The 22,760-nt window shown below is 73.9% G+C and carries 20 protein-coding genes; 7 read left to right on the forward strand and 13 right to left on the reverse strand.

The features are described 5' to 3' along the window. Positions 1 to 335: 335 nt before the first annotated feature. Positions 336 to 1,340, reverse strand: a complete 1,005-nt coding sequence (locus tag VR45_RS22135; RefSeq protein WP_045941554.1) for a stage II sporulation protein M — start codon at positions 1,338 to 1,340, stop codon at positions 336 to 338. A 221-nt stretch (positions 1,341 to 1,561) separates the two neighbouring features. Here VR45_RS22135 and VR45_RS22140 point away from each other — a divergent pair, with 221 nt between their 5' ends. Continuing rightward, positions 1,562 to 2,479, forward strand: coding sequence for an RDD family protein (locus VR45_RS22140; protein WP_052709280.1), 918 nt, complete (start codon positions 1,562 to 1,564; stop codon positions 2,477 to 2,479). Between the two features lie 32 nt (positions 2,480 to 2,511). Here the strand turns inward: VR45_RS22140 and VR45_RS22145 are convergent, their stop codons facing one another. Further along, positions 2,512 to 3,165, reverse strand: a complete 654-nt coding sequence (locus VR45_RS22145) for a hypothetical protein (RefSeq protein ID WP_045941555.1) — start codon at positions 3,163 to 3,165, stop codon at positions 2,512 to 2,514. A 131-nt stretch (positions 3,166 to 3,296) separates the two neighbouring features. On the opposite strand from VR45_RS22145, the gene VR45_RS22150 reads away from it, so the two are divergent. Both VR45_RS22150 and VR45_RS22155 read left to right on the forward strand, forming a co-directional pair. Beyond that, complete coding sequence (locus tag VR45_RS22150) at positions 3,297 to 3,869, forward strand: SigE family RNA polymerase sigma factor (RefSeq protein ID WP_063772528.1); 573 nt, start codon at positions 3,297 to 3,299, stop codon at positions 3,867 to 3,869. Position 3,870: 1 nt separating this feature from the next. Further along, on the forward strand, positions 3,871 to 5,004 hold the full coding sequence (locus VR45_RS22155; protein WP_045941556.1) for a hypothetical protein: 1,134 nt from the start codon (positions 3,871 to 3,873) through the stop codon (positions 5,002 to 5,004). Between the two features lie 96 nt (positions 5,005 to 5,100). On the opposite strand, the gene ahcY is transcribed toward VR45_RS22155, so the two are convergent. The 5 genes from ahcY to VR45_RS22180 all read right to left on the reverse strand — a co-directional run bounded on the left by ahcY (position 5,101) and on the right by VR45_RS22180 (position 11,466). Beyond that, positions 5,101 to 6,549: an adenosylhomocysteinase gene (gene ahcY, locus VR45_RS22160; protein ID WP_045941557.1), complete on the reverse strand. Its 1,449-nt coding sequence runs from the start codon at positions 6,547 to 6,549 to the stop codon at positions 5,101 to 5,103. A gap of 319 nt (positions 6,550 to 6,868) precedes the next feature. Further along, on the reverse strand, positions 6,869 to 7,846 hold the full coding sequence (locus tag VR45_RS22165) for a cation diffusion facilitator family transporter (RefSeq protein WP_045941558.1): 978 nt from the start codon (positions 7,844 to 7,846) through the stop codon (positions 6,869 to 6,871). Positions 7,847 to 7,954: 108 nt separating this feature from the next. Further along, complete coding sequence (locus VR45_RS22170; protein WP_063772529.1) at positions 7,955 to 9,445, reverse strand: SIS domain-containing protein; 1,491 nt, start codon at positions 9,443 to 9,445, stop codon at positions 7,955 to 7,957. Between the two features lie 98 nt (positions 9,446 to 9,543). Then, on the reverse strand, positions 9,544 to 10,926 hold the full coding sequence (locus VR45_RS22175) for a phosphomannomutase/phosphoglucomutase (RefSeq protein ID WP_045941559.1): 1,383 nt from the start codon (positions 10,924 to 10,926) through the stop codon (positions 9,544 to 9,546). Positions 10,927 to 11,100: 174 nt separating this feature from the next. Continuing rightward, entirely contained in the window at positions 11,101 to 11,466 is a 366-nt protein-coding gene (locus VR45_RS22180; RefSeq protein ID WP_030398082.1) for a DUF3499 domain-containing protein, read from the reverse strand. Positions 11,467 to 11,630: 164 nt separating this feature from the next. Here VR45_RS22180 and VR45_RS22185 point away from each other — a divergent pair, with 164 nt between their 5' ends. Continuing rightward, positions 11,631 to 12,083 (forward strand): metallopeptidase family protein, encoded by a 453-nt coding sequence (locus tag VR45_RS22185; protein ID WP_053652105.1) that lies wholly within the window; start codon positions 11,631 to 11,633, stop codon positions 12,081 to 12,083. Positions 12,084 to 12,152: 69 nt separating this feature from the next. Here the strand turns inward: VR45_RS22185 and VR45_RS22190 are convergent, their stop codons facing one another. The 3 genes from VR45_RS22190 to VR45_RS22200 all read right to left on the reverse strand — a co-directional run bounded on the left by VR45_RS22190 (position 12,153) and on the right by VR45_RS22200 (position 18,262). After that, positions 12,153 to 13,865 (reverse strand): DUF5719 family protein, encoded by a 1,713-nt coding sequence (locus tag VR45_RS22190; RefSeq protein ID WP_052709281.1) that lies wholly within the window; start codon positions 13,863 to 13,865, stop codon positions 12,153 to 12,155. A gap of 6 nt (positions 13,866 to 13,871) precedes the next feature. Next, the gene (locus tag VR45_RS22195) at positions 13,872 to 17,744 is read right to left on the reverse strand and encodes a glycosyltransferase (protein ID WP_052709282.1); all 3,873 of its coding nucleotides are present in this window, start codon (positions 17,742 to 17,744) and stop codon (positions 13,872 to 13,874) included. A 248-nt stretch (positions 17,745 to 17,992) separates the two neighbouring features. Further along, positions 17,993 to 18,262, reverse strand: a complete 270-nt coding sequence (locus VR45_RS22200; protein WP_030310813.1) for a WhiB family transcriptional regulator — start codon at positions 18,260 to 18,262, stop codon at positions 17,993 to 17,995. Positions 18,263 to 18,884: 622 nt separating this feature from the next. On the opposite strand from VR45_RS22200, the gene VR45_RS22205 reads away from it, so the two are divergent. The 3 genes from VR45_RS22205 to VR45_RS22215 all read left to right on the forward strand — a co-directional run bounded on the left by VR45_RS22205 (position 18,885) and on the right by VR45_RS22215 (position 21,850). Beyond that, positions 18,885 to 19,538 (forward strand): cysteine dioxygenase family protein, encoded by a 654-nt coding sequence (locus VR45_RS22205; RefSeq protein ID WP_234326079.1) that lies wholly within the window; start codon positions 18,885 to 18,887, stop codon positions 19,536 to 19,538. 63 nt (positions 19,539 to 19,601) lie between these two features. Next, positions 19,602 to 20,561 carry a 2-phospho-L-lactate transferase gene (cofD, locus tag VR45_RS22210; protein WP_045941560.1) on the forward strand — a complete coding sequence of 320 codons (960 nt, stop codon included), beginning with the start codon at positions 19,602 to 19,604 and terminating at the stop codon, positions 20,559 to 20,561. After that, positions 20,558 to 21,850: a coenzyme F420-0:L-glutamate ligase gene (locus VR45_RS22215; protein WP_045941561.1), complete on the forward strand. Its 1,293-nt coding sequence runs from the start codon at positions 20,558 to 20,560 to the stop codon at positions 21,848 to 21,850. The genes cofD and VR45_RS22215 overlap by 4 nt, the downstream gene beginning before the upstream one ends. 3 nt (positions 21,851 to 21,853) lie before the next feature. Here the strand turns inward: VR45_RS22215 and VR45_RS22220 are convergent, their stop codons facing one another. From VR45_RS22220 to VR45_RS22230, 3 genes are all read right to left on the reverse strand, one after another. Then, positions 21,854 to 22,123, reverse strand: coding sequence for a type II toxin-antitoxin system RelE/ParE family toxin (locus VR45_RS22220; protein ID WP_045941562.1), 270 nt, complete (start codon positions 22,121 to 22,123; stop codon positions 21,854 to 21,856). Next, positions 22,120 to 22,392, reverse strand: coding sequence for a type II toxin-antitoxin system prevent-host-death family antitoxin (locus tag VR45_RS22225; protein ID WP_045941563.1), 273 nt, complete (start codon positions 22,390 to 22,392; stop codon positions 22,120 to 22,122). Before VR45_RS22225 ends, VR45_RS22220 begins: the two co-directional genes overlap by 4 nt. 61 nt (positions 22,393 to 22,453) lie before the next feature. Beyond that, positions 22,454 to 22,760, reverse strand: a 307-nt coding sequence (locus VR45_RS22230; RefSeq protein ID WP_045941564.1) for a type II toxin-antitoxin system prevent-host-death family antitoxin, incomplete at its 5' end; no start/stop codon positions are given.

Below are 22,760 nucleotides of genomic sequence, written 5' to 3' on the forward strand. Positions count from 1 at the left end.
GTTCTTTCGTGTTCCCAGCTTATCAGATCCTCGCGGCCGGTTTGACCGGCTTTCGTTTCTCCGAATTCCCGCTGGGGGGATTTCCTTCGACTTCGCTCCGAAGCTTATCAAAGCTTTCGGTGTGCTCAGTTCCGGGATTTACCTTGTCGGAGAGGGCGTGCATTCGAGAAGCACACTCACCTCGACTCGGCGATGTCGTAGACATTAACGCCTGAGCCCGACTGTTGTCCAGTCCGTCCCAACCGTTCAAACCTACTAGCCCAGCCCGACCACGTCAATGGTTTTTCTGGGGTGCGAGAAGAGTACCAGGTCAGGGGCCTGGTGATCACATCGACTCAGGCCGCGACAGGCTGGAGGTCCGCCCGGTCGGCTGCGTCGAGGTCTCCGGTCTCGCCGGTCGCGGCGGCCTTTCGCCCCAACACCAGGGCATAGAACAGGAATGCGATCTCGGCGAGCGCGCCGATGGTGATCCGGGCCCAGGTCGGCAGGCCGGACGGCGTCACAAAGGCCTCCAGTACGCCGGACACCGCCAGCACCGTCGCCAGGCCGATTCCCATGCCGACGATCGAGCGGCCCTGTTCGGCGAGCGCGGTCGCCCGGCTGCGCGGGCCCGGGTCGACGATCGTCCAGCCCAGCCGCAGTCCCAGGCCGCCGGCGACGAAGACGGCGGTCAGCTCCAGCAGGCCGTGCGGGATGAGCAGGCCGAGGAAGATGTCGAGGCGGCCGGCGGAGGCCATCAGCCCGACGCCGAGTCCGAGGTTGAGGACGTTGCTCCACAGCACCCACAGCACCGGGAGGCCGAGCACGACGCCGTAGAGGAGGCACTGCACGGCGATCCACGCATTGTTCGTCCAGACCTGGGCGGCGAAGGAACTCGCCGGACGGTCGGAGTAGTAGGCCTCGTAGGCGCCGCCGGGCCTGGTCATCTCCCGCAGCGCGTCCGGCGCGCCGAGGCTGTTGCGGACCTCGGGGTGGCCGGCCACCCACCAGGCGACGAGCGCGGTGGCGACCAGCGAGAGCACCGCGACCGGGATCCACCAGTGGCGCGCCCGGTAGAGCGCGGCGGGGAAGCTGACCGTGTAGTAGCGGGCGACGTCCCGCCAGCCGCTCGTCCGGCTGCCGGTGACCGAGTCACGGGCCCGCGAGACCAGACTGGTGAGCCGGCCCTCGAGGGTCGGGTCGGGCGCGGCGGCCTGGACCTTGGCCAGATGGCCGGTGACCCGCTGGTAGAGGGCGACGAGTTCGTCCGCCTCCTCGCCGGTCGGACGCCGCTTCCTGGTGAGGGCGTCCAGCCGGGCCCACTCCCCCTGGTGGGTGGCGACGAAGACGTCCAGGTCCATGCGGCGGCTCCAGGGTCGGCGCGGGACGCGCGATCGGGCGGGTGCGGACAGGTGGGCCCAGCATGCCAGGGGGGAACGGCACCACGGCGGCCGGGACCTCCCTTCCCGGTCGGCTCCGCGGCCCCGTATGTTGACGGGCAGCAGATCACGGGATCGTGGGGGCGGTCCGCCGGATTCCCCTCCCACGGGCCCCGTACCACCGACGGGAACGGACGGGTGTCTTGAGCGACCTGGTGACGGGCGAGGCGGTCGTCCTCGGCCTGCGCACGGCGAAGCTTCCGAGCCGGGGCCTGGCCATCACGCTGGACCTCGCCGTGCAGGTCATCGGCCTCGTGGTGACGACCCTGGTGCTGAGCCTGCTCGCACCGGACCTGGACAGCGCCGCGGTCGCCGCCGTGACGATCGGGCTGACCGTCCTCTTCCTGGTGGCGCTGCCGATCATGATCGAGACCCTCAGCCGGGGGCGTTCCCTGGGCAAGGCCGCGCTGGGGCTCCGGGTGGTGCGCAGCGACGGTGGCCCGGTGCGGTTCCGGCACTCGCTGGTGCGCGGTCTGGTCGGCTTCCTGGAGATCATCGTGCTGTTCGGCGTGCCGGCGGTGATCTGCTCGGTGGTGTCGTCCGAGGGGAAGCGGCTGGGTGACGTCTTCGCGGGGACGCTGGTGGTACGTGAGCGGGTGCCCGGCGGTGGCGGTGCGGCCGCCGCGCTGCCGCCGGTGAACCCGCAGCTGCTGCAGGCGATCGGCGGCGAGCTGGTCGCGCTGGACCTCTCCGCCGTGCCGGAGCCGCTGTGGCTGGCCGTCCGGCAGTTCCTCGGGCGGATCGGCGAGCTGGACCAGGTGGTCGCCCATCGGATGTCCGCCCGGCTCGCGGACGACCTGGCCGCCCGCACCGGCCACCCGGTGCCGTACGGGGTGCACCCGGCGGCGTACCTGGGCGCGGTCCTGACCGAGCGGCAGCGGCGCGAGTGGACCAGGGCGCAGGGGCACGCGTTCCAGCAGCAGGCCCAGGCCCAGTCCCAGGCCCGGAGTCAGCAGTACGCCCCCCAGCAGCACGCCCCGCAGCCGACGGAGCTCGGGCAGCAGCACCCCGCGCCGCCGAGCCCCCCGGCCCCCGGCACCGGCTTCGCCCCGCCCGCCTGAGCCGCCCGCGCCCGAACCGCCCCCGGCGCGGCTCAGTCCCCGAGGCCCTCCCCGTACCCGAACCCGGCCGGCCACGCGTTCGGCGGCGACTCCAGCTCCTCCAGCTCGACGCCCCCGGCGGCCAGCACCACGTCCCCGGCGAGGTGCACCACCTGCTGCTCCCCGGTCTCCAGGTCCGCCACCTGGTAGCGCTCGACGAGCAGCGGCCCCGAGTCCGTGTCGTGGGTGTCGACCCCCTCCAGCAACCACCCCTGGTCGAAGGTGCGCGGCGCCAGCACCGGATCGGTGAAAGCCACCAGCCGGACCCGCGCGCTCGCCCCCTCCCGCAGCCGGAGCAGCCGCGCGGCGGCGACCAGGAACGCGGGCGAGCGTCCGGCGAAGCCGTGCGCCCGGTCGTGCCCCTCCACCGCCTGCTCCCCCGCCGGATCCGCGGCATCGGCCCGCACCCAGGCGACCCCGTCGACGGCACCGCCCCTGACCTGCCAGCCGCCGGCCCGGAGTTCCATCCGCAGCGGGCGGGAGCGCGAGTCCAGGGTGAGGTCCACGGTGCCGAGCACCTGGCCGTCCGGCGCGTAGGTCTTGGAGACGTACCGCCAGCCGGCCGGGCCGGGCGCGCAGCTGAAGCGCTCCTCACCGAGCAGGACATGGTCGTGGACGTCGTGGAGCGAGTACCGGCCGTTGGGCATGCCCGAAAGCCTACGTCCGGCCCCGGCCCGGCCGCCGACCCGGCTCGAACGGACGTGCAACCTCTGCCGGGTGCCCCGCATTAGGGAGGTGTGCGCCGCGACCGCGGCGCCGCGGAAGGGAGCGTTCATCGATGGCGAAGCAGACCCGCGACGCCGAGTACACGGAGTTCGTCGCGGCCCGGGCGCCGTGGCTCCGCAAGGTGGCCTACCTGCTCTGCGGTGACTGGCACCGGGCGGACGACCTGGTCCAGGAGTCGGTCACCAAGCTGTACGTGCGCTGGTCGCGGCTGTCCCGGCTGGAGAACCTGGACGGGTACGCCCGGACCGTCCTGGTGAACACCTTCCTCGCCGAGCAGCGCTCCCCCTGGGGGCGCTGGGCCGCCCGCCGCCGTACCGGGGCGGTGCCCGAGCCGGCCGCCGCCGGCACCGACCTGGACCTGGCGGTCGACCTCCGGCGCGCGCTGGCCGCCCTGCCGCCCCGGCAGCGGGCCACCGTGGTGCTGCGGCACTACTGCGACCTGACGGTGGAGCAGACCGCGGCGGCGCTGGGGTGCTCCACCGGCAATGTGAAGAGCCAGACCTCCAGGGGGCTCGACGCGCTGCGCCGGTCCCTCGACCGCCAGGACCGGCGGGAGCAGCAGGACCGCACGGACCCTCCGCACTTCCGAGACCTCCGACCGGCCGTGCCGGTGGAAGGGCAGTGAAATGAACAACCGCACCGACTTCACCGAGGACCGCCTCGGTGCCGAGCTGACCGCCGGCCTCATGGCCCTGGCCGACGCCCCGGCCCCGGCCGGCCGGATGGACACCGCCTGGGCGGTCCGTCAGGGCCGGTCCCGGCTGCGCCGACGCCGGCTCGGCGTGACGACGACGGTGATGGCGGTGGCGCTGGGGGCCTCGGTCCTCGCCACCACCCTGCCCGACCGGACCGCCGCCCCCCTGAAGGCCACCGCGACCCCGTCGAACCCCGTGCTTCCGATCCTCGGGCCGGACACCGGCCACGACCCGCTCACCGTCGGGGCGACCTTCGGCTGGCTGCCCGAGGGCTTCGACGGGGTGAGCTACTCGATCGGCTTCAGCGGTGCGCCCACCCTGTTCAGCGGAAAGGCCTACGGCCCCCTGCAGACCGGCCCGAACGCGCTGCCGATGAATCGTCAGGCGGTGTTCCTCTCAATGCTCCCGCCCGGCGAGGGAGCGACCGTGGGGAGTGACATCCTCGGCCAGCAGCAGTACCGGGTGGACGCCCGGCCGGTGAACGGCCGACCGGCGTACTGGCTGGGCCGCGGGCCGCACGACCCGGCGGGCACCGGCCACGACTACCGGTTCCGCTGGCAGACGGCCGACGGTGGCTGGCTCGAACTTCAGGCGACCTACATGCGTGCTGAGGACGGCGTCACCGACATCATTCCGAGCATCGCCGCGAAGGTCACGCCCGGCCGGCAGGCAGTGCGGCTGCCCTTCAAGGTGCGGGACGTCCCCACCGGTTTCACCAACGCCGGGGCCAGTCTCCAGATCGGCACGGCCGCCGACGGCTACCCCTGGTACGCGGGCCTCAACTACCAGTCCGGGGACAACTACATCGGGTTGGACATCCGGCCCGATGTCGAACCCACCGCCTCGGGGCTCAAGCCCCTGCCCCAGACCGGAGACCCGGTCGACCCGTCCGACGACCCGACGAGTGCCCGGTCCTGCATCACCGCCCGGGGCCTGCGGGTGTGTGCGGGCAGCTCCCAGGGCGAAGCCCCGTTCGCCTCGACCGGTGGCCTGGCCGGCTGGCTGAACCGCCTTGTCCCGCTCGGCACCGACCGCTCCGACTGGACCACCGCGGTCACGCCCTGACACAGCCGGGACGACGACGGCCCGGAACAGCGGCGGCCGACGCCCTCCACAGGGGAGGGGGCGTCGGCCACCGTGCTTGCTTGTTGCGTCACCGCATCAGTAGCGGTACTGGTCCGCCTTGTACGGGCCCTCGACCGGGACGCCGATGTAGTCGGCCTGGTCCTTGGTCAGCGTGGTCAGCTTCACGCCCAGCGCGTCCAGGTGCAGACGGGCGACCTTCTCGTCCAGGTGCTTCGGCAGCACGTAGACGCCGATCGGGTACTGCTCGGTCTTCGTGAACAGCTCGATCTGGGCGATCGTCTGGTTGGCGAAGGAGTTGGACATCACGAACGACGGGTGGCCGGTCGCGTTGCCCAGGTTCAGCAGACGGCCCTCGGAGAGGATGATGATGGTCTTGCCATCGGCCTTGCGCCACTCGTGGACCTGCGGCTTGACCTCGGTCTTGACGACGCCCGGCAGCTGGGCGAGGCCGGCCATGTCGATCTCGTTGTCGAAGTGGCCGATGTTGCCGACGATGGCCTGGTGCTTCATCCGGGCCATGTGCGAGGCCATGATGATGTCCTTGTTGCCGGTCGTCGTGATGAAGATGTCGGCCGTCTCGACGACATCCTCCAGGGTCGCGACCTGGTAGCCGTCCATCGCCGCCTGCAGCGCGCAGATCGGGTCGATCTCGGTGACGATGACCCGGGCGCCCTGGCCGCGCAGCGACTCGGCGCAGCCCTTGCCCACGTCGCCGTAGCCGGCGACGACGGCGACCTTGCCGCCGATCAGGACGTCGGTGGCACGGTTGATGCCGTCGATCAGCGAGTGGCGGCAGCCGTACTTGTTGTCGAACTTCGACTTGGTGACCGAGTCGTTGACGTTGATCGCCGGGAACAGCAGCTTGCCGTCACGGTGCATCTCGTACAGGCGGTGGACACCGGTGGTGGTCTCCTCCGTCACGCCCTTGATGGTGGCGGCGACCTCGGTCCACTTGTTCGGGGTCTCGACCAGGGTGCGGTTCAGCAGCTCCAGGATGATCCGGAACTCGTCGTTGTCCGCGGTGGACGGGTCCGGCGCGGCACCGGCCTTCTCGAACTCGACACCCTTGTGGATCAGCAGGGTGGCGTCGCCGCCGTCGTCCAGGATCATGTTCGGGGTCTGGCCGTTCGGCCAGGTCAGCGCCTTCTCCGTGCACCACCAGTACTCGTCCAGGGTCTCGCCCTTCCAGGCGAAGACCGGAACGCCCTGCGGGTTCTCCGGGGTACCGTTCGGGCCGACGGCGATGGCCGCGGCGGCGTGGTCCTGGGTGGAGAAGATGTTGCAGGAGCACCAGCGGACCTCGGCACCGAGGGCGGTGAGGGTCTCGATGAGGACGGCGGTCTGCACGGTCATGTGCAGCGAGCCGGTGATCCGGGCGCCGGCCAGCGGCTGCGACGCGGCGTACTCGGCGCGGATCGTCATCAGGCCGGGCATCTCGTGCTCGGCGAGCTGGATCTCCTTGCGGCCGAACGGGGCCAGGGAAAGATCGGCGACCTTGAAGTCACCGGTGATGTCGGTCGACATGCGTCTGCTCCTCGCTGAGGGGGTGGGGCGGGGCCAAGGTCCTGGGGTGCGTCACAACACGGCGGGCCGCAACGGTGTGCGGCGACGCCAGGGCGTCCGGCCCGCGGCCGGGTTCGGCGCGGTACGGCTGTCCTGTTGCTCGGCACAAACCGTCGGAGGACCTCTCTCCCTCGACCGGCACGCCCCCGTGGGGGGCGGGTCACCGATCGACCGCCATCAGCAGCGACGTTCTGGCTCTGGGGACGAATCTACACCGACGGCCCCGCGGAACGGCCCGGTACGGCCGTTTTTCGGCCTCCGGGCCGGGGCCCGCGCGGGCTCAGTGCGCCCCGCCGGGAACGGGTCCGCCGGGCGTGGCGTACGGGTCGTCACCCGCCGCCTCCTTCTCCGCGCTGTAGATGTCCGGCTCCAGGTAGATGACCCTGGCGATCGGCACCGCCCGCCGGATCCGGACCTCGGCGGCGTCGATCGCCGCGGCGACCTCGGGGGCCGTCGAGTCGGCCGGGACGGCGATCTTGGCGGCGACCAGCAGTTCCTCCGGACCGAGGTGCAGGGTCCGCATGTGGATCACCCGGTCCACCGAGTCGTGGTCGACCAGCGCGTCCCGGATCCGGGCCACCACCTCGGGGTGGGCCGACTCGCCGAGCAGCAGCGACCTGGTCTCGACGGCCAGCACGAAGGCGATGACGATCAGCAGCACGCCGATGCACAGCGTGCCGATGCCGTCCCAGACCCCGTCCCCGGTGATCGCGGTCAGCCCGACGCCGAACAGCGCCAGCACCAGGCCGATCAGCGCGCCGGTGTCCTCCAGCAGCACGACCGGCAGCTCGGGCGCCTTGGCCCGGCGGATGTAGGCCGGCCAGCCGTGCGTCCCCTTGTCCTTGACGGCCTCGCGGAACGCGGTGAGGAAGGACCAGCCCTCCAGCGCGATGGCGAGGACCAGCACACCCACCGGCCAGTACCAGTTGTCCAGCTCGTGCGGATGGGCGATCTTCTCGTAGCCCTCGTAGACGGCGAACATGCCGCCGACGCTGAACAGCACGATCGACACCAGGAACGCGTAGATGTACCGCTCGCGCCCGTAGCCGAACGGGTGCTGGGGGGTGGCCTCGCGCTGCGCCCGCTTGCCGCCGATGAGCAGCAGCACCTGGTTGCCGGAGTCGGCCACCGAGTGGACGCCCTCGGCGAGCATCGAGGAGGAGCCGGAGAAGGCGAACGCGACGAACTTGCTCACCGCGATGCCCAGATTCGCGGCCAGCGCCGCGATCAGCGCCTTGGTACCGCCTTCGGTGCTCATTGCTCGGAAGGTCCCTCCGTCGGGGGCCGTCCGCACGGCCCGTGACCGGTCGTCCGGTGGCCCGGTCGTCGTCGAGCGCATACGGTACCGGGCCGACCCGCCGCCGGCTCAGGACTGTGCGGCGAGCCCCAGGTAGACGGCGGCAAAGTCGGTGAGCGCGACCAGCTCGACCAGCGCGTGCAGCGGCTCGGGGCGGCGGCCGGCGTACTCGGTCAGCCGGACGTCGTGGGCGGCCGCGAGCCGGTGCGCCCGGGTGACGCCGAAGCTGCGCGGACGCGCGTCGTCGGCCGGGACCTCGGCCGGGCCGCCGTCCTCCTCCTCCGGCGCTCCACCGAAACCCTGGCCGGCGGAGCCCGGACCGGCCTGCCCCGGACCGCCGGACGTCTCCTCGGCGGTCTGCCGCAGCAGCAGGACCTGGAGGTGCAGCGGGTCCGGCTCCTCGACCCGGTCGCGGAAGAAGTCGTCCGGGTCTGCGCCGGCGCCGAGCTGGCCGGTGAACATGCCGCGGTGCGCGGTCAGCGCCTGCGGCAGCAGGCCCGCCAGGGCCGGGCGGCCGGCCCGCTCGGCGAGCTGGGCGGCGAACCGCCCGGCCGCGGCGCCGGCCACCGGGCCCTCCGCCCAGAGCAGCGGGACGGTCCCGGCCAGCCGGGCGGCCAGGCTCTTCGCCGGGTTGGTGTACGCGGCGGCGTCCGGCCGGCAGCGGACGGCGGTGGCGTCCAGCAGGTCGGCGGTCACCGCGAGCGCGTCGTAGGGCAGCGGGGTGACGCCCAGCTTCTGGGTGAGCGCGAGCAGCGGGGCGAGGTGGGCCCAGAGCGCGGCCGGGTCCTCGGCGGGCAGGTCGGGCTCGGTGGCCCGGCCGCGTTCGCGGTCGTCGTCGGCGGGTGCGTCGGAGGTGTCGGCGGAGGGCACGAACGGCAGTGGCAGCGCCCGGACCTGCAACGCGGCCTCGGCGAGCGGACTGCTCTCGGGGGCGGTGACCACGATCGCGCAGCCGCGCGCGTAGGCCTGCTCGGCGAGGGCGACCAGGCCGCGTTCGTCGCCGGCGGCGGAGCTGATCACCAGCAGGTCGAGCGGGCCCGCCCAGCCGGGGAGCTGCCAGGCCAGGCCGGCCGTGAAGACGGCCGGGGCGGTGGCACGGTCGATGCGCGGGACCGGCGCGGCGTCGGTCGGCGGCAGCGGGGCGACCAGGCTCGCGGTACCGGCCAGCGCGGCGAGCATCTCGGCGGCGGTCAGCGCGCTGCCGTGCCCGGCGACCAGGACGGCGCGCGGCCGGCCGTCGGGCCGCAGCCGGTCCAGGCCGGCCGCCTCGGCGAGCCGCAGCGCGGTGCGGACCCGGGCGCCGGAGCCGGCCAGGGCGAGCAGGGCGCGGTCGTGGTCGGCGCGCCGGAGGGCGGCCGGGTCGTCGAGCAGGGTGTCGTCGAGCATGCGGCGGGCCTCGTCCACCAGCAGGACCGGAATGCCGTCGCGCACCGGGTAGGCCAGGCCGCAGGTCTCGCCGGCGCAGAGCAGCTCGGGCTGCTCCTCGGTGCCGCCCTCGGTGAGCGCGGACCGGCACTGCGGGCAGACCAGGATCTCCAGCAGGAAGGATTCGAGCTTCATGGGTTCGGTCTCCGGTCTCGGTACGGGTTCTCGGCCGTCGGCACAGCGGTGCCCCGGCCGAGAGGAAACCCTACCGGCCGGGGCACCGGGGCCGTACGTCAGGCGCGGACGATCGCGAGCACGCCGTCGCGCAGTTCGGCCATCCTGGCCGGGTCCTTGGCCTCGACGTTGAGGCGCAGCAGCGGCTCGGTGTTGGAGGCGCGCAGGTTGAACCACCAGTCCGGGCCGGCCACGGTGAGGCCGTCCAGCTCGTCGACCTCGGTGCCCTCGACGGCGTAGGCGGCGCGGACGGCGGCGGTCCGGGCGGCCTGGTCGGCGACGGTGCTGTTGATCTCGCCCGAGGCGGCGTAGCGGTCGTACTCGGCGGTCAGCGCGGAGAGGGTGCCCGGCTGCCCGCCGAGGGCGGCCAGCACGTGCAGCGCGGCGAGCATGCCGGTGTCGGCGCGCCAGAAGTCGCGGAAGTAGTAGTGGGCGGAGTGCTCGCCGCCGAAGACGGCGTCGGTGACGGCCATCTCCTGCTTGATGAAGGAGTGGCCGACCCGGGTGCGGACGGGCTTGCCGCCGAGCTCGCGGACCACCTCGGGGACGGTCCAGGAGGTGATCAGGTTGTGGATGATCGTCGGCTCGGCCTCGCCGGCGGCCCGGGCGCGGGCGATCTCGCGGGCGGCGACCAGCGCGGTGATGGCCGAGGGGGAGACCGGCTCGCCGCGCTCGTCGACGACGAAGCAGCGGTCGGCGTCGCCGTCGAAGGCGAGGCCGAGGTCGGCGCCGACCTCGCGGACCTTGGCCTGGAGGTCGACCAGGTTCTTCGGGTCGAGCGGGTTGGCCTCGTGGTTGGGGAAGGTGCCGTCCAGCTCGAAGTACATCGGGACGAGCTCGATCGGCAGGCCGTCGAACACGGTCGGCACGGTGTGGCCGCCCATGCCGTTGCCGGCGTCGACGGCGACCTTGAGCGGGCGGATCGCGGTGAGGTCGACCAGGCCGAGCAGGTGGTCGGCGTAGCCGCGCAGGGTGTCCTGCTCGCTGAGGGCGCCGGGCGCCACGTCGCGGGCGGGGACGGTGACGGTGCCGTCGGCGGCGGTCCAGGACTCGACCAGCTCGCGGATCTCGGAGAGTCCGGTGTCCTGGCCGACCGGGGCGGCGCCGGCCCGGCAGAGCTTGATGCCGTTGTACTCGGCCGGGTTGTGGCTGGCGGTGAACATCGCGCCGGGCAGGTCGAGCGAACCGCTGGCGTAGTACAGCTGGTCGGTGGAGCAGAGGCCGATCAGCACCACGTCGGCGCCGTAGCCGGACGCGCCCTCGGCGAAGGCCCGGCTGAGCGACGGGGAGGAGGGGCGCATGTCGTGGCCGACCACGATCGCGGACGCGCCGGTGACCTGCACGAACGCGGCGCCGAAGGCCCGGGAGAGGTTCTCGTCCCACTGGTCCGGGACGACGCCCCGTACGTCGTACGCCTTCACGAGCTGCTTGAGGTCGCGCACTGCGGCTCCACCCTGGTTCTGTGTCTGATCGGCGAACGCGCCGGCGCGTTGGCCGGCGGACCGGTCGCCCCTGGTCACGGTAGGTCCGGGCGCGGCGGCGGCCGGTACCCGGTAGGGGGGCAGCGTACCCGGGCGGGCGGAACGGTTCGTGCCGGGGCGGGGGCGGTCCGCGGTTCAGTTGTCGGGCGAGCGGAGCACCCGGAGGTGGCCGCGGCGGCCGGCCTCGGTGGACTCGCCCTCGGGGGCGCGGCCCTGACGCGGGGTCTGCGGGCGGGCGGCCTCGCGGACGGCGTTGGCGAGCGCCTCGAGATCGTCGCTGCTGCGGCGCAGCGGACCGGCCTCGGCGGCGAGCCTGACCACGTCCCAGCCGCGCGGGGCGGTGAGGCGCTCGGCGTGCCCGGCGCACAGGTCGTAGCAGTGCGGCTCGGCGTAGGTCGCGAGCGGGCCGAGGACGGCGGTGGAGTCCGCGTAGACGTACGTCAGCGTCGCGACGGCCGGACGGCCGCACGCGGTCCGCGAACAACGACGTACAGAGCTCACGAGGGTGGACGGTACCGCACTCCTTGCCGGGGAGCGAAGACCGCCTGTCCGGAAGGTGTGCCGTGTCGCGGTCCGCGCGCCGCCCCGGCGCTCCGCTCGCCCCGGGCGAACAGGTGCGGGGGTGGTCCACTTCCTGGCATCCAAGGACTACTCTCGGCAGTGATATGGACAGCTCCGCACCGCAGTCATCGACGGGTCCCTCACGCCGCCCCCGGCACCGTGACCGGCACGGCAGGGGTCTCCGCGGCCCGCTGGCGCCGCCGCAGGTACCGATCTCGCTCACCCGCTCCGAGTTGTTCGACGACTATGTGCGCGAGTCGGTGGAGCGTCTTGAGCGGCGCTGGCCGCAATTGATCGAGGTGGAGTTCGCCGTCCAGGAGGTGCCGCTGCACGAGCCGGACGGCGCCGACTCCGACGGCGGGGTGCCGCTGGGCCGGGTGTCGCCGGGTCAGCAGGGGCGCAAGAGCCAGATCGTGGTGTACCGCAGACCGGTGGAGATCCGGGCGAAGTCGCGCGAGGACCGCGCGGCGCTGGTGCACGAGATCCTGATCGAGCAGGTGGCGGAGCTGCTGGGGCTCTCCCCCGACGCGATCGACCCTCGGTACGACGAGGAGTGAGCCGCCACGGCGCGGGGGCCGCCACCCGGACCGGGTGGCGGCCCCCGCGCCGTGCTGTCGGCACACCGCTCAGCGCAGGACCACGCCCGGGTCCTGGGAGGCCTGCGGGACCTTGACGGTGGAGCGGTCGTCGCGCAGGGCCTGGACGGTGAACATCGGCACGTCCTTGCTGGGGAGCGCGAGCATCCGGGCGGCGACGACCGGGCCGCCGGAGACGGTCTCCACGGTGAGCGCGAAGCTGCCGTTCAGCCCGGTGGGCTCGGGCGCCGGGAGGGCGACGGTGCCACCGGCCGGGAGCGCGACCTCCTTGGTGGTGGGGGTGCCGCCGCCGGTGCCGGCCGAGGCGGTGACCCGCACGGTGGCGGCCTCGCCGGTGGAGGTCAGGAAGAGCGTGGACGGGCCGCCGCCCCGGTTGTCGGCCACCGTGGCGCGGGCGCCGACCGGCGCGGTGCCGGCCAGCCAGGCGGCGTCGGACTTGCCGTTCGCCCCGGCGCGGTCGACCCGCAGGCCGGCCACCACGGGGGTGGGGTGCTTGTCGTCGCTGGGCGACACCCGCAGCCCGGCGACCTCGTCCCGGGTCACCTTGCCGAGGTCCACCGAGGCCACCATGCCGGCCTTGACGTGGATGGACTCGTTCCCGGCCGGGACGAACCAGCCGTTCTTGCCGGAGAGCTCGATCCTGAGGTCCGCGTCGTCCTCCGGCGGGGCCCAGACCACCAGGTGGGCGGCCGAGGTGTCGGCGGGCAGGCCGGGCATCACCTGGACGGGCGCGGGGTCGGCGGAGGCGGGCACCCAGTCGGCGCCCTTGCTGCCGTCGGCGGCGTGCAGGGCGGCGCCGACCCGGCCGGAGCGGGCGACCACGTGCACGGCGAGGTCGGCGACCTGGCCCTTGCTGATGGTGGGCAGCAGGACCGACTGGGAGCTGCCCGGGGCGACGGTGATGCCGTTGGCGGCGTCGTTCTCGATCAGGCCCTTGTCGCCGTAGAGCTTGATGTCGACCACGGCGGCGGTGGACTCGGCGTTGACCAGGCTGACGTAGTCGGTGCGGCCCTCGGCGGTGGAGGCGCCCGCGAACCAGAACCCGGTGCCGGACGGCGTGCAGGTGATCCCGGACAGGCCGAGGCCGCGCTGCTCGGTGACGGTGGTGGTCTGGGTGACGGTGAAGCCGGGGGCGAGCGCGCCGGTGGCGACGGCCCCGGTGCCGGGTGCCAGGTCGCTGTTGGCGGCGGGGGCGGTCACCGGGGTGCCGGGCTTGGCCAGGGTGAGCCGGGCGTCGGCGGGCGCGGCGTTCTTGTCGGCGGCGGCCGCGGCGGCCGGGGTGGGCGCGCCGGTGGCGGCCGGGGCAGCGGGGGCGGCCGGCGTCGCGGGGGCCGACGGCGCCGCGCCCGGGGCGGCGGCGGGCGCCGCCGCGTCGGAGATCCAGCCGGTGCCGCCGTCGCCCGTGCCCGTGCCCGGCGGGGTGTACGCGGTGAGCGTGGTGGTGCCGGTGAGGCCCTGGAGCGGCTGCGGGCAGACCAGGGCGGTCCGCTCGACCTGCGCCGAGGTGGCGGTGGCCCGGTCGGTGGCCGCCGGGGCGGCGGGCTTGCGGAGCTCGGCGATGCCGAACACCGCCGCCAGCACCACGGCGGCGGCCAGCAGCGACCGGGTGGTGCGGGCGGCGCCGGAGCCCCTGGGGGCCGCCGGGGCCGCGCCGGCCGGGGCGCCGTCGAAGGTGCCGGTCCCCCCGGCCCCGCGGGCGGTGTCCGGCGTGCCGGGCTTCTTCCTGAAGGCGGGCTTCTTCATCGCGGGTCAGCTCCCCGATCCGTGGTGGTGCGGGTACCGGCCCGGGCCGTGGGGGCTGTTCGGGTCGTTCGGGTCGTTCGGGTGGTTCGGGTCCGGCTGTTCGTAGTAGGGCTCGGCCTGCTGCTGCCCCGGCACCCAGGGCTGCTGCTCGGGCTGCTGGTACGGGTCGTAGCCGTACTGCTGCTGCTCGCCCTGGTAGGGCTGGTAGCCCTGCTGCTGGTAGCCGTCCTGGCCGCCGTACCCCTGGCCGCCGTACGGCGTGCCGACCGGCTGCTGCGCGTACGGGTCGTAGCTGTACGGGTCGGCCTGCTGGTACGTCTGGTAGGGGTCGGCGTACGGCTCGGACTCCTGCGCGGCGGCGGCCGCCAGGACCGCTCCGGCCGACGGCTCGGCGGCCGGCCGGTCCGCGGCCGGGCCGGGCCGGCCCTCGTACACCCCGGCGTCCGGGTCGACGGGCTCCGGGCCCTCGTTCTCGGCGCCCTCGCCCCGCTCGGCCATCCGGCGGGCCCGGCGGCTGCCGGGGACCGGGGCCTGCGCCTGGGCGGCGGCGGCCAGCTCGGCGGCGGCGACCACGTCCTCGGGCAGGTCGTCGTCCTTGTGGTTGCGCCGGCCGGGCAGGGCCAGCACCAGCACGGTCAGGCCGAGCAGCAGCTGGGCCCAGATCCAGCCGGTGTGCAGCAGGCTGCCCTCACGGGTGAGGACCAGCTTGCCGCCGGTGGCGGGGAGCTTGAAGCCCTGCGCCCAGCCGTCGACGGTGACCCGCTCCAGGGCGGTGCCGTCCAGGGTGGCCGTCCACTCGGGGGCGGCGGACTCGGCGAGCCGCAGCACCCGGCCCTCGGGGCCGGCCGGCAGGGTGGTGTCGATGTCGCGCGGGCCGGACGGGACCACCACCGGGACGGTGCCCGGCGCGGTGATCAGGGCCCGGGTCGCGGGGGTGCCGTCGACCTGCCAGAGCGCGGCGCCGCCGTCCTGGTTGGCCTTGACCAGGCCGGGCGTGGTGTCCAGGACGTCCTTGAAGGCGCCGATCAGCGGCTGGTCGACCAGCACGTAGGCGATGCCGTAGCGGGAGAGCGCGCCCGCCTGGTCGGCGCCGGAGCCGGCCAGCAGGCTGCCGACGGTCCGGTCCAGGCCGGCCGTGGTGCCGGTCTCCGGGTCGACGGTGGACTCGGCCTGGCCGAGCGTCAGTCCGGAGCCGCGGGCCACGGTGTACGCGACCGAGCCGCCCTTCGGGTCCCCGGTGAGGACCAGGGTGCGGGAGCGGTCGGTGGTGCCGGCCTGTTCGGCGATGAACGCGGGCACCTGGGCGCCGCGGCCCCGGTGCAGCGGGCCGTCGGCGCCGGTGACGGCCCACCAGAGGCCGGTGCCCAGCGGGGCGAGCAGGGCGGCGGCCACCACCAGCGCGGCGACCGGCTGGCGCCAGCCGAAGGCGATGCCGGCGACCCGGGCGTTGGCGCCGTCGGCGCCGATCGCGGCGGCGGCCAGCAGGGCGACACCGGCCAGCAGGGTGGCCGGGCCGGACCACGCGGGCACGGCCGGACCACCGGAGGCGGGGGTCACCGAGGTGCCGGCCACCACGACCGCGAAGACCAGTCCGGCCCCGGCGGCGCCCCAGGCGGCCAGCACCGCGCGGCGGCGGTCGGCGCGCAGCAGGGCGGCCAGCGCGGCCAGCACCACACCGGCGGAGAGCCAGACCGGCGGCACCCCGGCGCCGCCGGGGTTGACCATCAGCAGCCCGGCCGAGGTCGGCCCGGAGCCGTGCAGACCGGGCAGGCCGGCCTCCAGCAGCAGCCGCTGCGGGTCCGAGAGCACCCGCAGCGACCAGGGGGCGAGCACCCCGACCGGCACCGCGAGGACCACCAGGACACGCAGGCCGAGCAGTCGCAGCGCGGTGGCGCCGGAGCCGAAGGCCCCGCCCCGGACCACGGCGGTGACCAGCATGGCCAGGCAGAGCGGCACGGCCAGGGCCCAGACCAGCGGGACGAAGGCGGTGGCCAGGGTGAGCAGCAGGACCGTCATCCAGGCGGAGCGCCAGCCGGGGCGGGCGCCCTTGGCGGCGCTCTCCGCGCGGATGCCGAGGCCGGCGGTGACGGCGGCGGCGCGGGCCAGCGGCGGCAGCAGCACGGCCAGGACGGCGGTGCCGATCCGGCCCTGGGCGAGCGCGCCGGTGGCGGCGGGCAGCAGCGCGTAGGTGGCGCTGGCCCAGGCGCGGACCAGCTTGGAGTCGATCAGCGGCCGGGAGACCAGGTAGGCGCTCACGGCGGAGAGCGGGACGGCGAGCACGACCAGCAGGGTGACCGCGAGGTCGGCGTGGTCGAACAGCAGCCAGGAGAGGATCGACAGCACCGCGAGGTAGGGCGGCGCGGCGGCGTCGGAGCCGGTGCCGACGGGGTGCCAGGCGTCGGCGTACATCGACCAGAGCCCGGTCGCGCCGTCGGTGGCGGGCAGCAGGGCGCCGCCGAACAGGGCCCCGCCGCCGAGCAGGTCGCGGCAGGCGACCAGGGCGAACACCAGCAGGGCGGCGAACAGCACCGGCGCCGGGCGCCGGGCGAGCTTCTTGACCAGCGCGAACTGCTCGACGACCAGGTCCTCGGAGTCCTCGTCTCCCGGTCCGGCCTCGACCGAGCCGTGCCGGCCGCCGGTGTCGTCACCGCCCCCGATGCCGAGCGAGCCGACGACGCCCTCGACGGCGAGCCGGGCGGTGGCGCCGGGTGCGGGGAAGAGCGTGCGGTCGTCCAGCGCGTCGGCGGAGCGGGTGCGGCCGCGGCGTTTGCGGGCCGCCAGCAGCCGGGGCAGCCGGACGAGTTCGTGGCCGAGGCCGGCCAGCTCGTCGAAGGCCTGCTTGGGGTCCTTGCCGAGCAGGTTGGCGAACACCCGCAGCAGGGTGCCGAGCACCAGCCGGAGCAGCACGTAGGGGAAGAGCACGCCCTTGGAGTTGGCGAGCAGGGTGAAGACGGCGCCGGCCTTGTCCACCCGGTGCGGGTGGGCGGGGCCGCAGTCGATGGCGCGGCGCTCGCGGCTGGCGGCCTCGGCGTGCCGGAGCACGGCGTCCGGGGCGACCACGACGCGGTGGCCGGCGGCGTTGACCCGCCAGCAGAAGTCGGTGTCGTCGCGCATCAGCGGCAGCGCCCGGTCGAAGCCGCCGAGCTCCTCGAAGACATCGCGGCGCACCAGCATGCCGGCGGTGGAGACGGCGAGCACCGGGCGGACCTGGTCGTGCTGGCCCTGGTCCTGCTCGCGCCGGTCGAGCCCGGTCCAGCGGCGGCCGGAGCGGGCGATGCTGACGCCGACCTCCAGCAGCTGCCGGCGGTCGTACCAGCTGCGCAGCTTGGGGCCGACGACGGCGGCGCTGGGGGTGGAGTCGGCGACCTGGAGCAGCCGGCGCAGCGCGTCGGTCTGCGGCTCGCAGTCGTCGTGCAGCAGCCAGAGCCATTCGACCGGCGTGGTCTCCCGGGGGCCGCCCCGGCCGAGGTCGTCCTCGTCGCCGAGCGGGTCGCCGAAGTCGTCCCAGCCGCCGGTGACCGGGTCGTAGCCGGAGGGGTCGAGCCGGTAGGGCAGGTCCTCGGCGCGCAGCGGCGGGCTGTTGAAGACCGCCTCGGCGACGGCGGTGCCGAAACCGGCCCGACGGCCGAGCACGGTCGGACCGCTGTCGGGGAGCCAGTCGGCGAGGGTCTCGGCGAGCAGGCGCTGGGAGTCGTCGGTGGAGCCGGTGTCGACCGCGAGGACGCGCTGGACCTGGCGGTCCTGGCCGAGCAGGCCGGCGAGGGCCTGCGGCAGCCAGCGGGCGCCGTCGTGGGAGACGATCACGGCGGTGACCAGATGGCGCGGGTAGGCGGGCGGCCTGCTGGCGGAGGAGCCGCTCTGGTGGCTGTAGACGGTCATCGAGTGCGCGGGCCCCAGTTCTCGGTGGACACAGCCGGTGAACGGCAACCGGATGGCGCACCACACTAACGGCTCCGGGTGTCGGCTCCGTCCACGGTGTCCGTCCGGGAACGCGAAAGCGCCTCACCACAGGGGGTGAGGCGCTCCGTCGCGGGCTGTTCGCGCGGGCCGGCCGGTCGGGGTGCCGCGGCCGGCGGATCCGGGGAAGCCTGGGGATCCGGAGGTCCCGGGGGATGCGGCCACCCCGGTCAGACGGCGCTCTTCTTGAGCCGACGGCGCTCGCGCTCGGAGAGGCCGCCCCAGATGCCGAAGCGCTCGTCGTTGGCCAGGGCGTACTCCAGGCACTCGGAGCGGACCTCGCACGCGAGGCAGACCTTCTTGGCCTCGCGAGTGGAGCCGCCCTTCTCCGGGAAGAAGGACTCGGGGTCGGTCTGGGCGCAGAGTGCGCGCTCCTGCCAGCCGAGTTCTTCCTCCTCCTCGATGCCGTCACCGATCAACAGCTCAAAGAGCTCGCTCATGTGGCGCGCCTCCTCTGCCCCTATTGGCGTCCCCGTGGTTGCCGTTGCCTCGTGCGGCGGACGACACGAGTGAAATTACAGTTGCGTCACTCTGGCCCAGTCAAGCCGAGCTCTGGTATTGGGGCCGGGATTCACTCCCTGGCACCAAGCCGTTACGAATAGTGTACATAACCGGACAGATCGGACTTCTAGCCCGATTGCGCGCGAACGTCGACGAACCATTCGCGACCGGGGGCCGGGTGACATGCGGTCACCGCCACAGGCCGGTCATCGCCCTGCCTTCCCGGCGATCTTCCCATCGAAACATAGAGGGTGATTTATCACTCCATCGGGTAGTTCATGGCCGATCTCACCCGAATGTCCGCTCTCCCCGAGTTGACACCGCCCCTGCGGATGCGTTGTCCTTTTCCCTATGTCAGAGTTCCTCGGCCCCCGGAGCGGTTCCACGCTCCGCCCTGCCGTGAACTCCTGTTGTCGCCTCTGTTCCTGCCGCTGTATCTAGGCGCCCGCCGTCCCGCCGCGCGCCGCCCAGGAAGCACAGAGGCCGCCCGCGATTCCCGCCCCAGGACATCCCGGACCCGGCTGACTCCCCTGACGAACCAGCCCTCCGAGGACGACTCCCGTGCGAATGATCCGCATCCGCAAGCGGAACCGCGACCGCAGCAAGCTCGCTCTCCACGGCCTCCGCGCCGCCTCCACCACCCGACCCGTGGCACCCGCCCCCGCCGCCCGGCCCGGCGACCACCCGTGGGCCGACGGCCTCAGTGACGTCTCCATCGCCGGCGACCCGCTGGCCTTCCCGCACCTCGCCCGCACCGACCTGCCCACCCACCCCACCAGCGTCGCCGAGTACGCCCGGCTGGTGCGCGAGATCGCCGCCGACCGGGACCGCTGGGAGCCGCTCGTCCGCTACGACGCGCTCACCCGCTGGTACGCCCGGCTGGAGACCGGCCCCGGCTACGAGGTCTGGCTGCTCAGCTGGCTGCCCGGCCAGAGCAGCGGCTTCCACGACCACGGCACCTCCTCCGGCGTGATGACCGTGGTCCGCGGCGAGCTCGTCGAGCGCTCCCTCACACACGCAGGGGAAGGCTCCCGCGACCTGCGCCCCGGCGGGCAGCGGGTCTTCTCCCCCGGGTACCTGCACGAGATGGTCAACGCCTCGCTGGAGCCCGCCGTCTCGATCCACCTCTACACCCCCGGCCTGACCGAGATGAACCAGTACGGCGCCGCCGTCGTCCCCGAGCAGCACCCGCAGACGTCCGCCGAGGCCCACTGAGGCTCCGGGCGCGGTTGTCGAGGGTCGGGCTGACGACCCGTCGGCGCGTGGCAGGATGGGCGCATGCGCATCGTGGCACTGGCAGGCGGGATCGGCGGAGCGCGTTTCCTGCGCGGACTCCGGGAGGCCATCGGTCCCGAGGACGAGATCACCGTCATCGGCAACACCGGTGACGACATCCACCTCTTCGGGCTGAAGGTCTGCCCCGACCTCGACACCGTCATGTACACCCTCGGCGGCGGCATCCACGAGGAGCAGGGCTGGGGCCGGACCGAGGAGACCTGGTCCATCAAGGCCGAGATGAAGGAGTACGGCGTCGGCCCCGAGTGGTTCGGGCTCGGCGACCGCGACTTCGCCACCCACCTCGTGCGCAGCCAGATGCTCAACGCCGGCTACACCCTCAGCCAGGTCACCGAGGCGCTCTGTGTGCGCTGGCAGCCCGGGGTGCGGCTGCTGCCGATGAGCGACGACCGGGTCGAGACCCATGTCCGGATCACCGACGAGCAGGGCACCCGGGCCATCCACTTCCAGGAGTACTGGGTCAAGCTGCACGCCGCCGTCGACGCCGAGGCGATCGTGCCGGTCGGCGCGGACACCGCCAAGCCGGCGCCCGGCGTACTGGAGGCCCTCGCCGAGGCCGACGTCATCCTCTTCCCGCCGTCCAACCCGGTCGTCTCGATCGGCACCGTCCTCGCCGTGCCGGGCATCCGGGAGGCCGTCGCCGCCGCCTCCGCCCCGGTCGTCGGGCTCTCGCCGATCATCGGCGGTGCGCCCGTGCGGGGCATGGCCGACAAGGTGCTCGCCGCCGTCGGCGTGGAGGCCACCGCCGAGGCGGTCGCACTGAACTACGGCTCCGACTTGATCGACGGCTGGCTGGTGGACACCGCCGACGAGGCCGCCGTGGCCGCCGTCGAGGCGGGCGGGATCGCCTGCCGGGCGGTGCCGCTGCTGATGACCGACGTCGCCGCCACCGCCGAGATGGCCCGGGCCGCGCTGGCGCTCGCCGAGCAGGTGCGCGGGTGAGCCTGCGGATCCTCCCGGTCTCCGGGCTGCCCGAGATCGACGCCGACAGCGACCTCGCCGAGCTGATCGCCAAGGCCGCCGAGTACGAGGACGGCGACATCCTGCTGGTCACCTCCAAGGTGGTCAGCAAGGCCGAGGGCCGGCTGCTGCACGCCGCCGACCGGGAGGCCGCGATCGACGCCGAGACCGTCCGGCTGGTCGCCCGGCGCGGCCCGATCCGGATCGTCGAGAACCGCAACGGCCTGGTCATGGCCGCCGCCGGGGTGGACGCCTCGAACACCGCGCCCGGCACCGTCCTGCTGCTGCCCGAGGACCCGGACGCCTCCGCCCGCGCCCTGCGCGCCCGGCTCCGGCAGCTCACCGGGCGCCGGCTCGCCGTCGTCGTCACCGACACCTTCGGCCGGCCCTGGCGCAACGGCCTCACCGATGTCGCCATCGGCGCCGCCGGCCTGGCCGTCCTGGACGACCACCGGGGGCGCTCCGACTCGCACGGCAACGAGCTGTTCCAGACCGTCACCGCCACCGCCGACGAGCTCGCCGGCGCCGCCGACCTGGTGAAGGGCAAGGCCACCGGCACCCCGGTCGCCGTGGTCCGCGGCCTCGGCCACCTGGTCACCGCCGAGGACGGCGAGGGCGTCCGGCCGCTGCTCAGGCCCGCCGCCGACGACATGTTCCGGCTCGGCACCTCCGAGGCGATCCGGCAGGCCGTCACCCAGCGGCGCACCATCCGCGCGTTCACCGCCGAACCGGTCGACCCGGGCGCCGTCCGGCGCGCGGTCGCCGCCGCGGCCACCGCGCCCGCGCCGCACCACACCACGCCGTGGCGGTTCGTCCTGCTGGAGACCCCCGAGGTGCGGACCCGGCTGCTGGACGCGATGCTCGCGGCCTGGCGCCGCGACCTCGCCGAGCTCGACGGCTGGGACGAGGAGAAGATCGCCCGCCGCACCGCCCGCGGCGACGTCCTGCGCGCGGCCCCCTACCTGGTCGTCCCGTGCCTGGTGATGGACGGCTCGCACGACTACCCGGACGCGCGCCGGGCCGCGGCCGAACGCGAGATGTTCACCGTCGCCGTCGGCGCCGCCGTGCAGAACCTGCTGGTCACCCTGGCCGGCGAGGGATACGGCTCGGCCTGGGTCTCCTCGACCATGTTCTGCCGCGACACGGTGCGCGAGGTCCTCGACCTCCCGAAGCACTGGGACCCGATGGGCGCCGTCGCCGTCGGCCGCCCCGCCGAACCGCCCCGCACCCGCCCGGACCGCACGGCGGACGCCTTCATCGAGGTGCGGTAGGGGTCACAGCCGGCGGTAGACGTCCCGACGGTTGCCGACGTTGACCACCAGGACGACCATCTCGCCGCCCCGCACCTCGTACACCACGCGGTAGGCCCCCACCCGCAGCCGGTAGAGACCGTCGTGCCCGGTCAGCTTCTTCACGCCGAGGCCCTCGGCGAACGGATCGTCACCGAGGGCCGTCAGCGCGCTGAGGATCCGCATGGCCTCGACCTGGCCGATCGACCTGAGCTGGCGCTGGGCGTGCGTGGTGAACCGGAAGGCGTACTTCACGCGGCGCTCCCGGCCGAGTCCGGGGGCGCATCGAACAGATCGGCCAGGAGCTCCGCCATGCTGACCGTCGGGTCGTTGCGGTGGAGCTCGGCCTCCCGCGCGGCCAGCTCGTCCGCCGCTTCCTCGATCGCGTCCAGGATCTCGATCGGCACCACCGCGCCGACACGCTCACCCTTGCGAGTGATCACAGTGATCTCGCCCGACTCCGCCTTGGTCACGACTTCGGCAAGATGGGCTCGGGCTTCACGGATGCTCAGCGATTCGGCCATGCATCGAGCGTACACCTGGCTGTGTACACAGATGAGCCCTTTCCTCGGACGGCAGCGGCGCTCACTCGCCGAACCCTTCCATCGCGCTGTCCAGGTCGTCGAGGGTCCGGCCGCCACCGCCGCCGAAGCTCGGCATGTCGTCGAGTTCGTCACCCATCGGGTCCGTCCGGAACGGGTAGTGCGGCCCGGCTGGGTCCGGCGGCAGGACGGTGGCCATGTGGCGGCCGTCCCTGGTCACGGTGACGGTCTCGCCGCGCTCGACGGCTGCGATCACCTCGGCCGTCTGCTGGTTCAGCTCCTGCACGGTCACTTCCGTGCGGCCGGCCTGCCCCGGTACGGCGGCGTAGTACCTGTCTCTTATACACATC

Origin of the sequence: Streptomyces sp. NRRL S-495 (assembly GCF_000966955.1) — a bacterium.
Lineage (GTDB): Bacteria > Actinomycetota > Actinomycetes > Streptomycetales > Streptomycetaceae > Kitasatospora > Kitasatospora purpeofusca.

What these genes read in the sequence shown, in the direction of transcription:
- ahcY (WP_045941557.1), bottom strand. Translation starts at nt 6,549, where the DNA reads ATGTCGACCGACATCACCGGTGACTTCAAGGTCGCCGATCTTTCCCTG.
- VR45_RS22200 (WP_030310813.1), bottom strand. Translation starts at nt 18,262, where the DNA reads ATGAGCGAGCTCTTTGAGCTGTTGATCGGTGACGGCATCGAGGAGGAG.
- cofD (WP_045941560.1), top strand. Translation starts at nt 19,602, where the DNA reads ATGCGCATCGTGGCACTGGCAGGCGGGATCGGCGGAGCGCGTTTCCTG.
- VR45_RS22170 (WP_063772529.1), bottom strand. Translation starts at nt 9,445, where the DNA reads ATGAAGCTCGAATCCTTCCTGCTGGAGATCCTGGTCTGCCCGCAGTGC.
- VR45_RS22225 (WP_045941563.1), bottom strand. Translation starts at nt 22,392, where the DNA reads ATGGCCGAATCGCTGAGCATCCGTGAAGCCCGAGCCCATCTTGCCGAA.
- VR45_RS22150 (WP_063772528.1), top strand. Translation starts at nt 3,297, where the DNA reads ATGGCGAAGCAGACCCGCGACGCCGAGTACACGGAGTTCGTCGCGGCC.
- VR45_RS22195 (WP_052709282.1), bottom strand. Translation starts at nt 17,744, where the DNA reads ATGACCGTCTACAGCCACCAGAGCGGCTCCTCCGCCAGCAGGCCGCCC.
- VR45_RS22185 (WP_053652105.1), top strand. Translation starts at nt 11,631, where the DNA reads ATGGACAGCTCCGCACCGCAGTCATCGACGGGTCCCTCACGCCGCCCC.
- VR45_RS22145 (WP_045941555.1), bottom strand. Translation starts at nt 3,165, where the DNA reads ATGCCCAACGGCCGGTACTCGCTCCACGACGTCCACGACCATGTCCTG.
- VR45_RS22165 (WP_045941558.1), bottom strand. Translation starts at nt 7,846, where the DNA reads ATGAGCACCGAAGGCGGTACCAAGGCGCTGATCGCGGCGCTGGCCGCG.
- VR45_RS22135 (WP_045941554.1), bottom strand. Translation starts at nt 1,340, where the DNA reads ATGGACCTGGACGTCTTCGTCGCCACCCACCAGGGGGAGTGGGCCCGG.
- VR45_RS22190 (WP_052709281.1), bottom strand. Translation starts at nt 13,865, where the DNA reads ATGAAGAAGCCCGCCTTCAGGAAGAAGCCCGGCACGCCGGACACCGCC.
- VR45_RS22155 (WP_045941556.1), top strand. Translation starts at nt 3,871, where the DNA reads ATGAACAACCGCACCGACTTCACCGAGGACCGCCTCGGTGCCGAGCTG.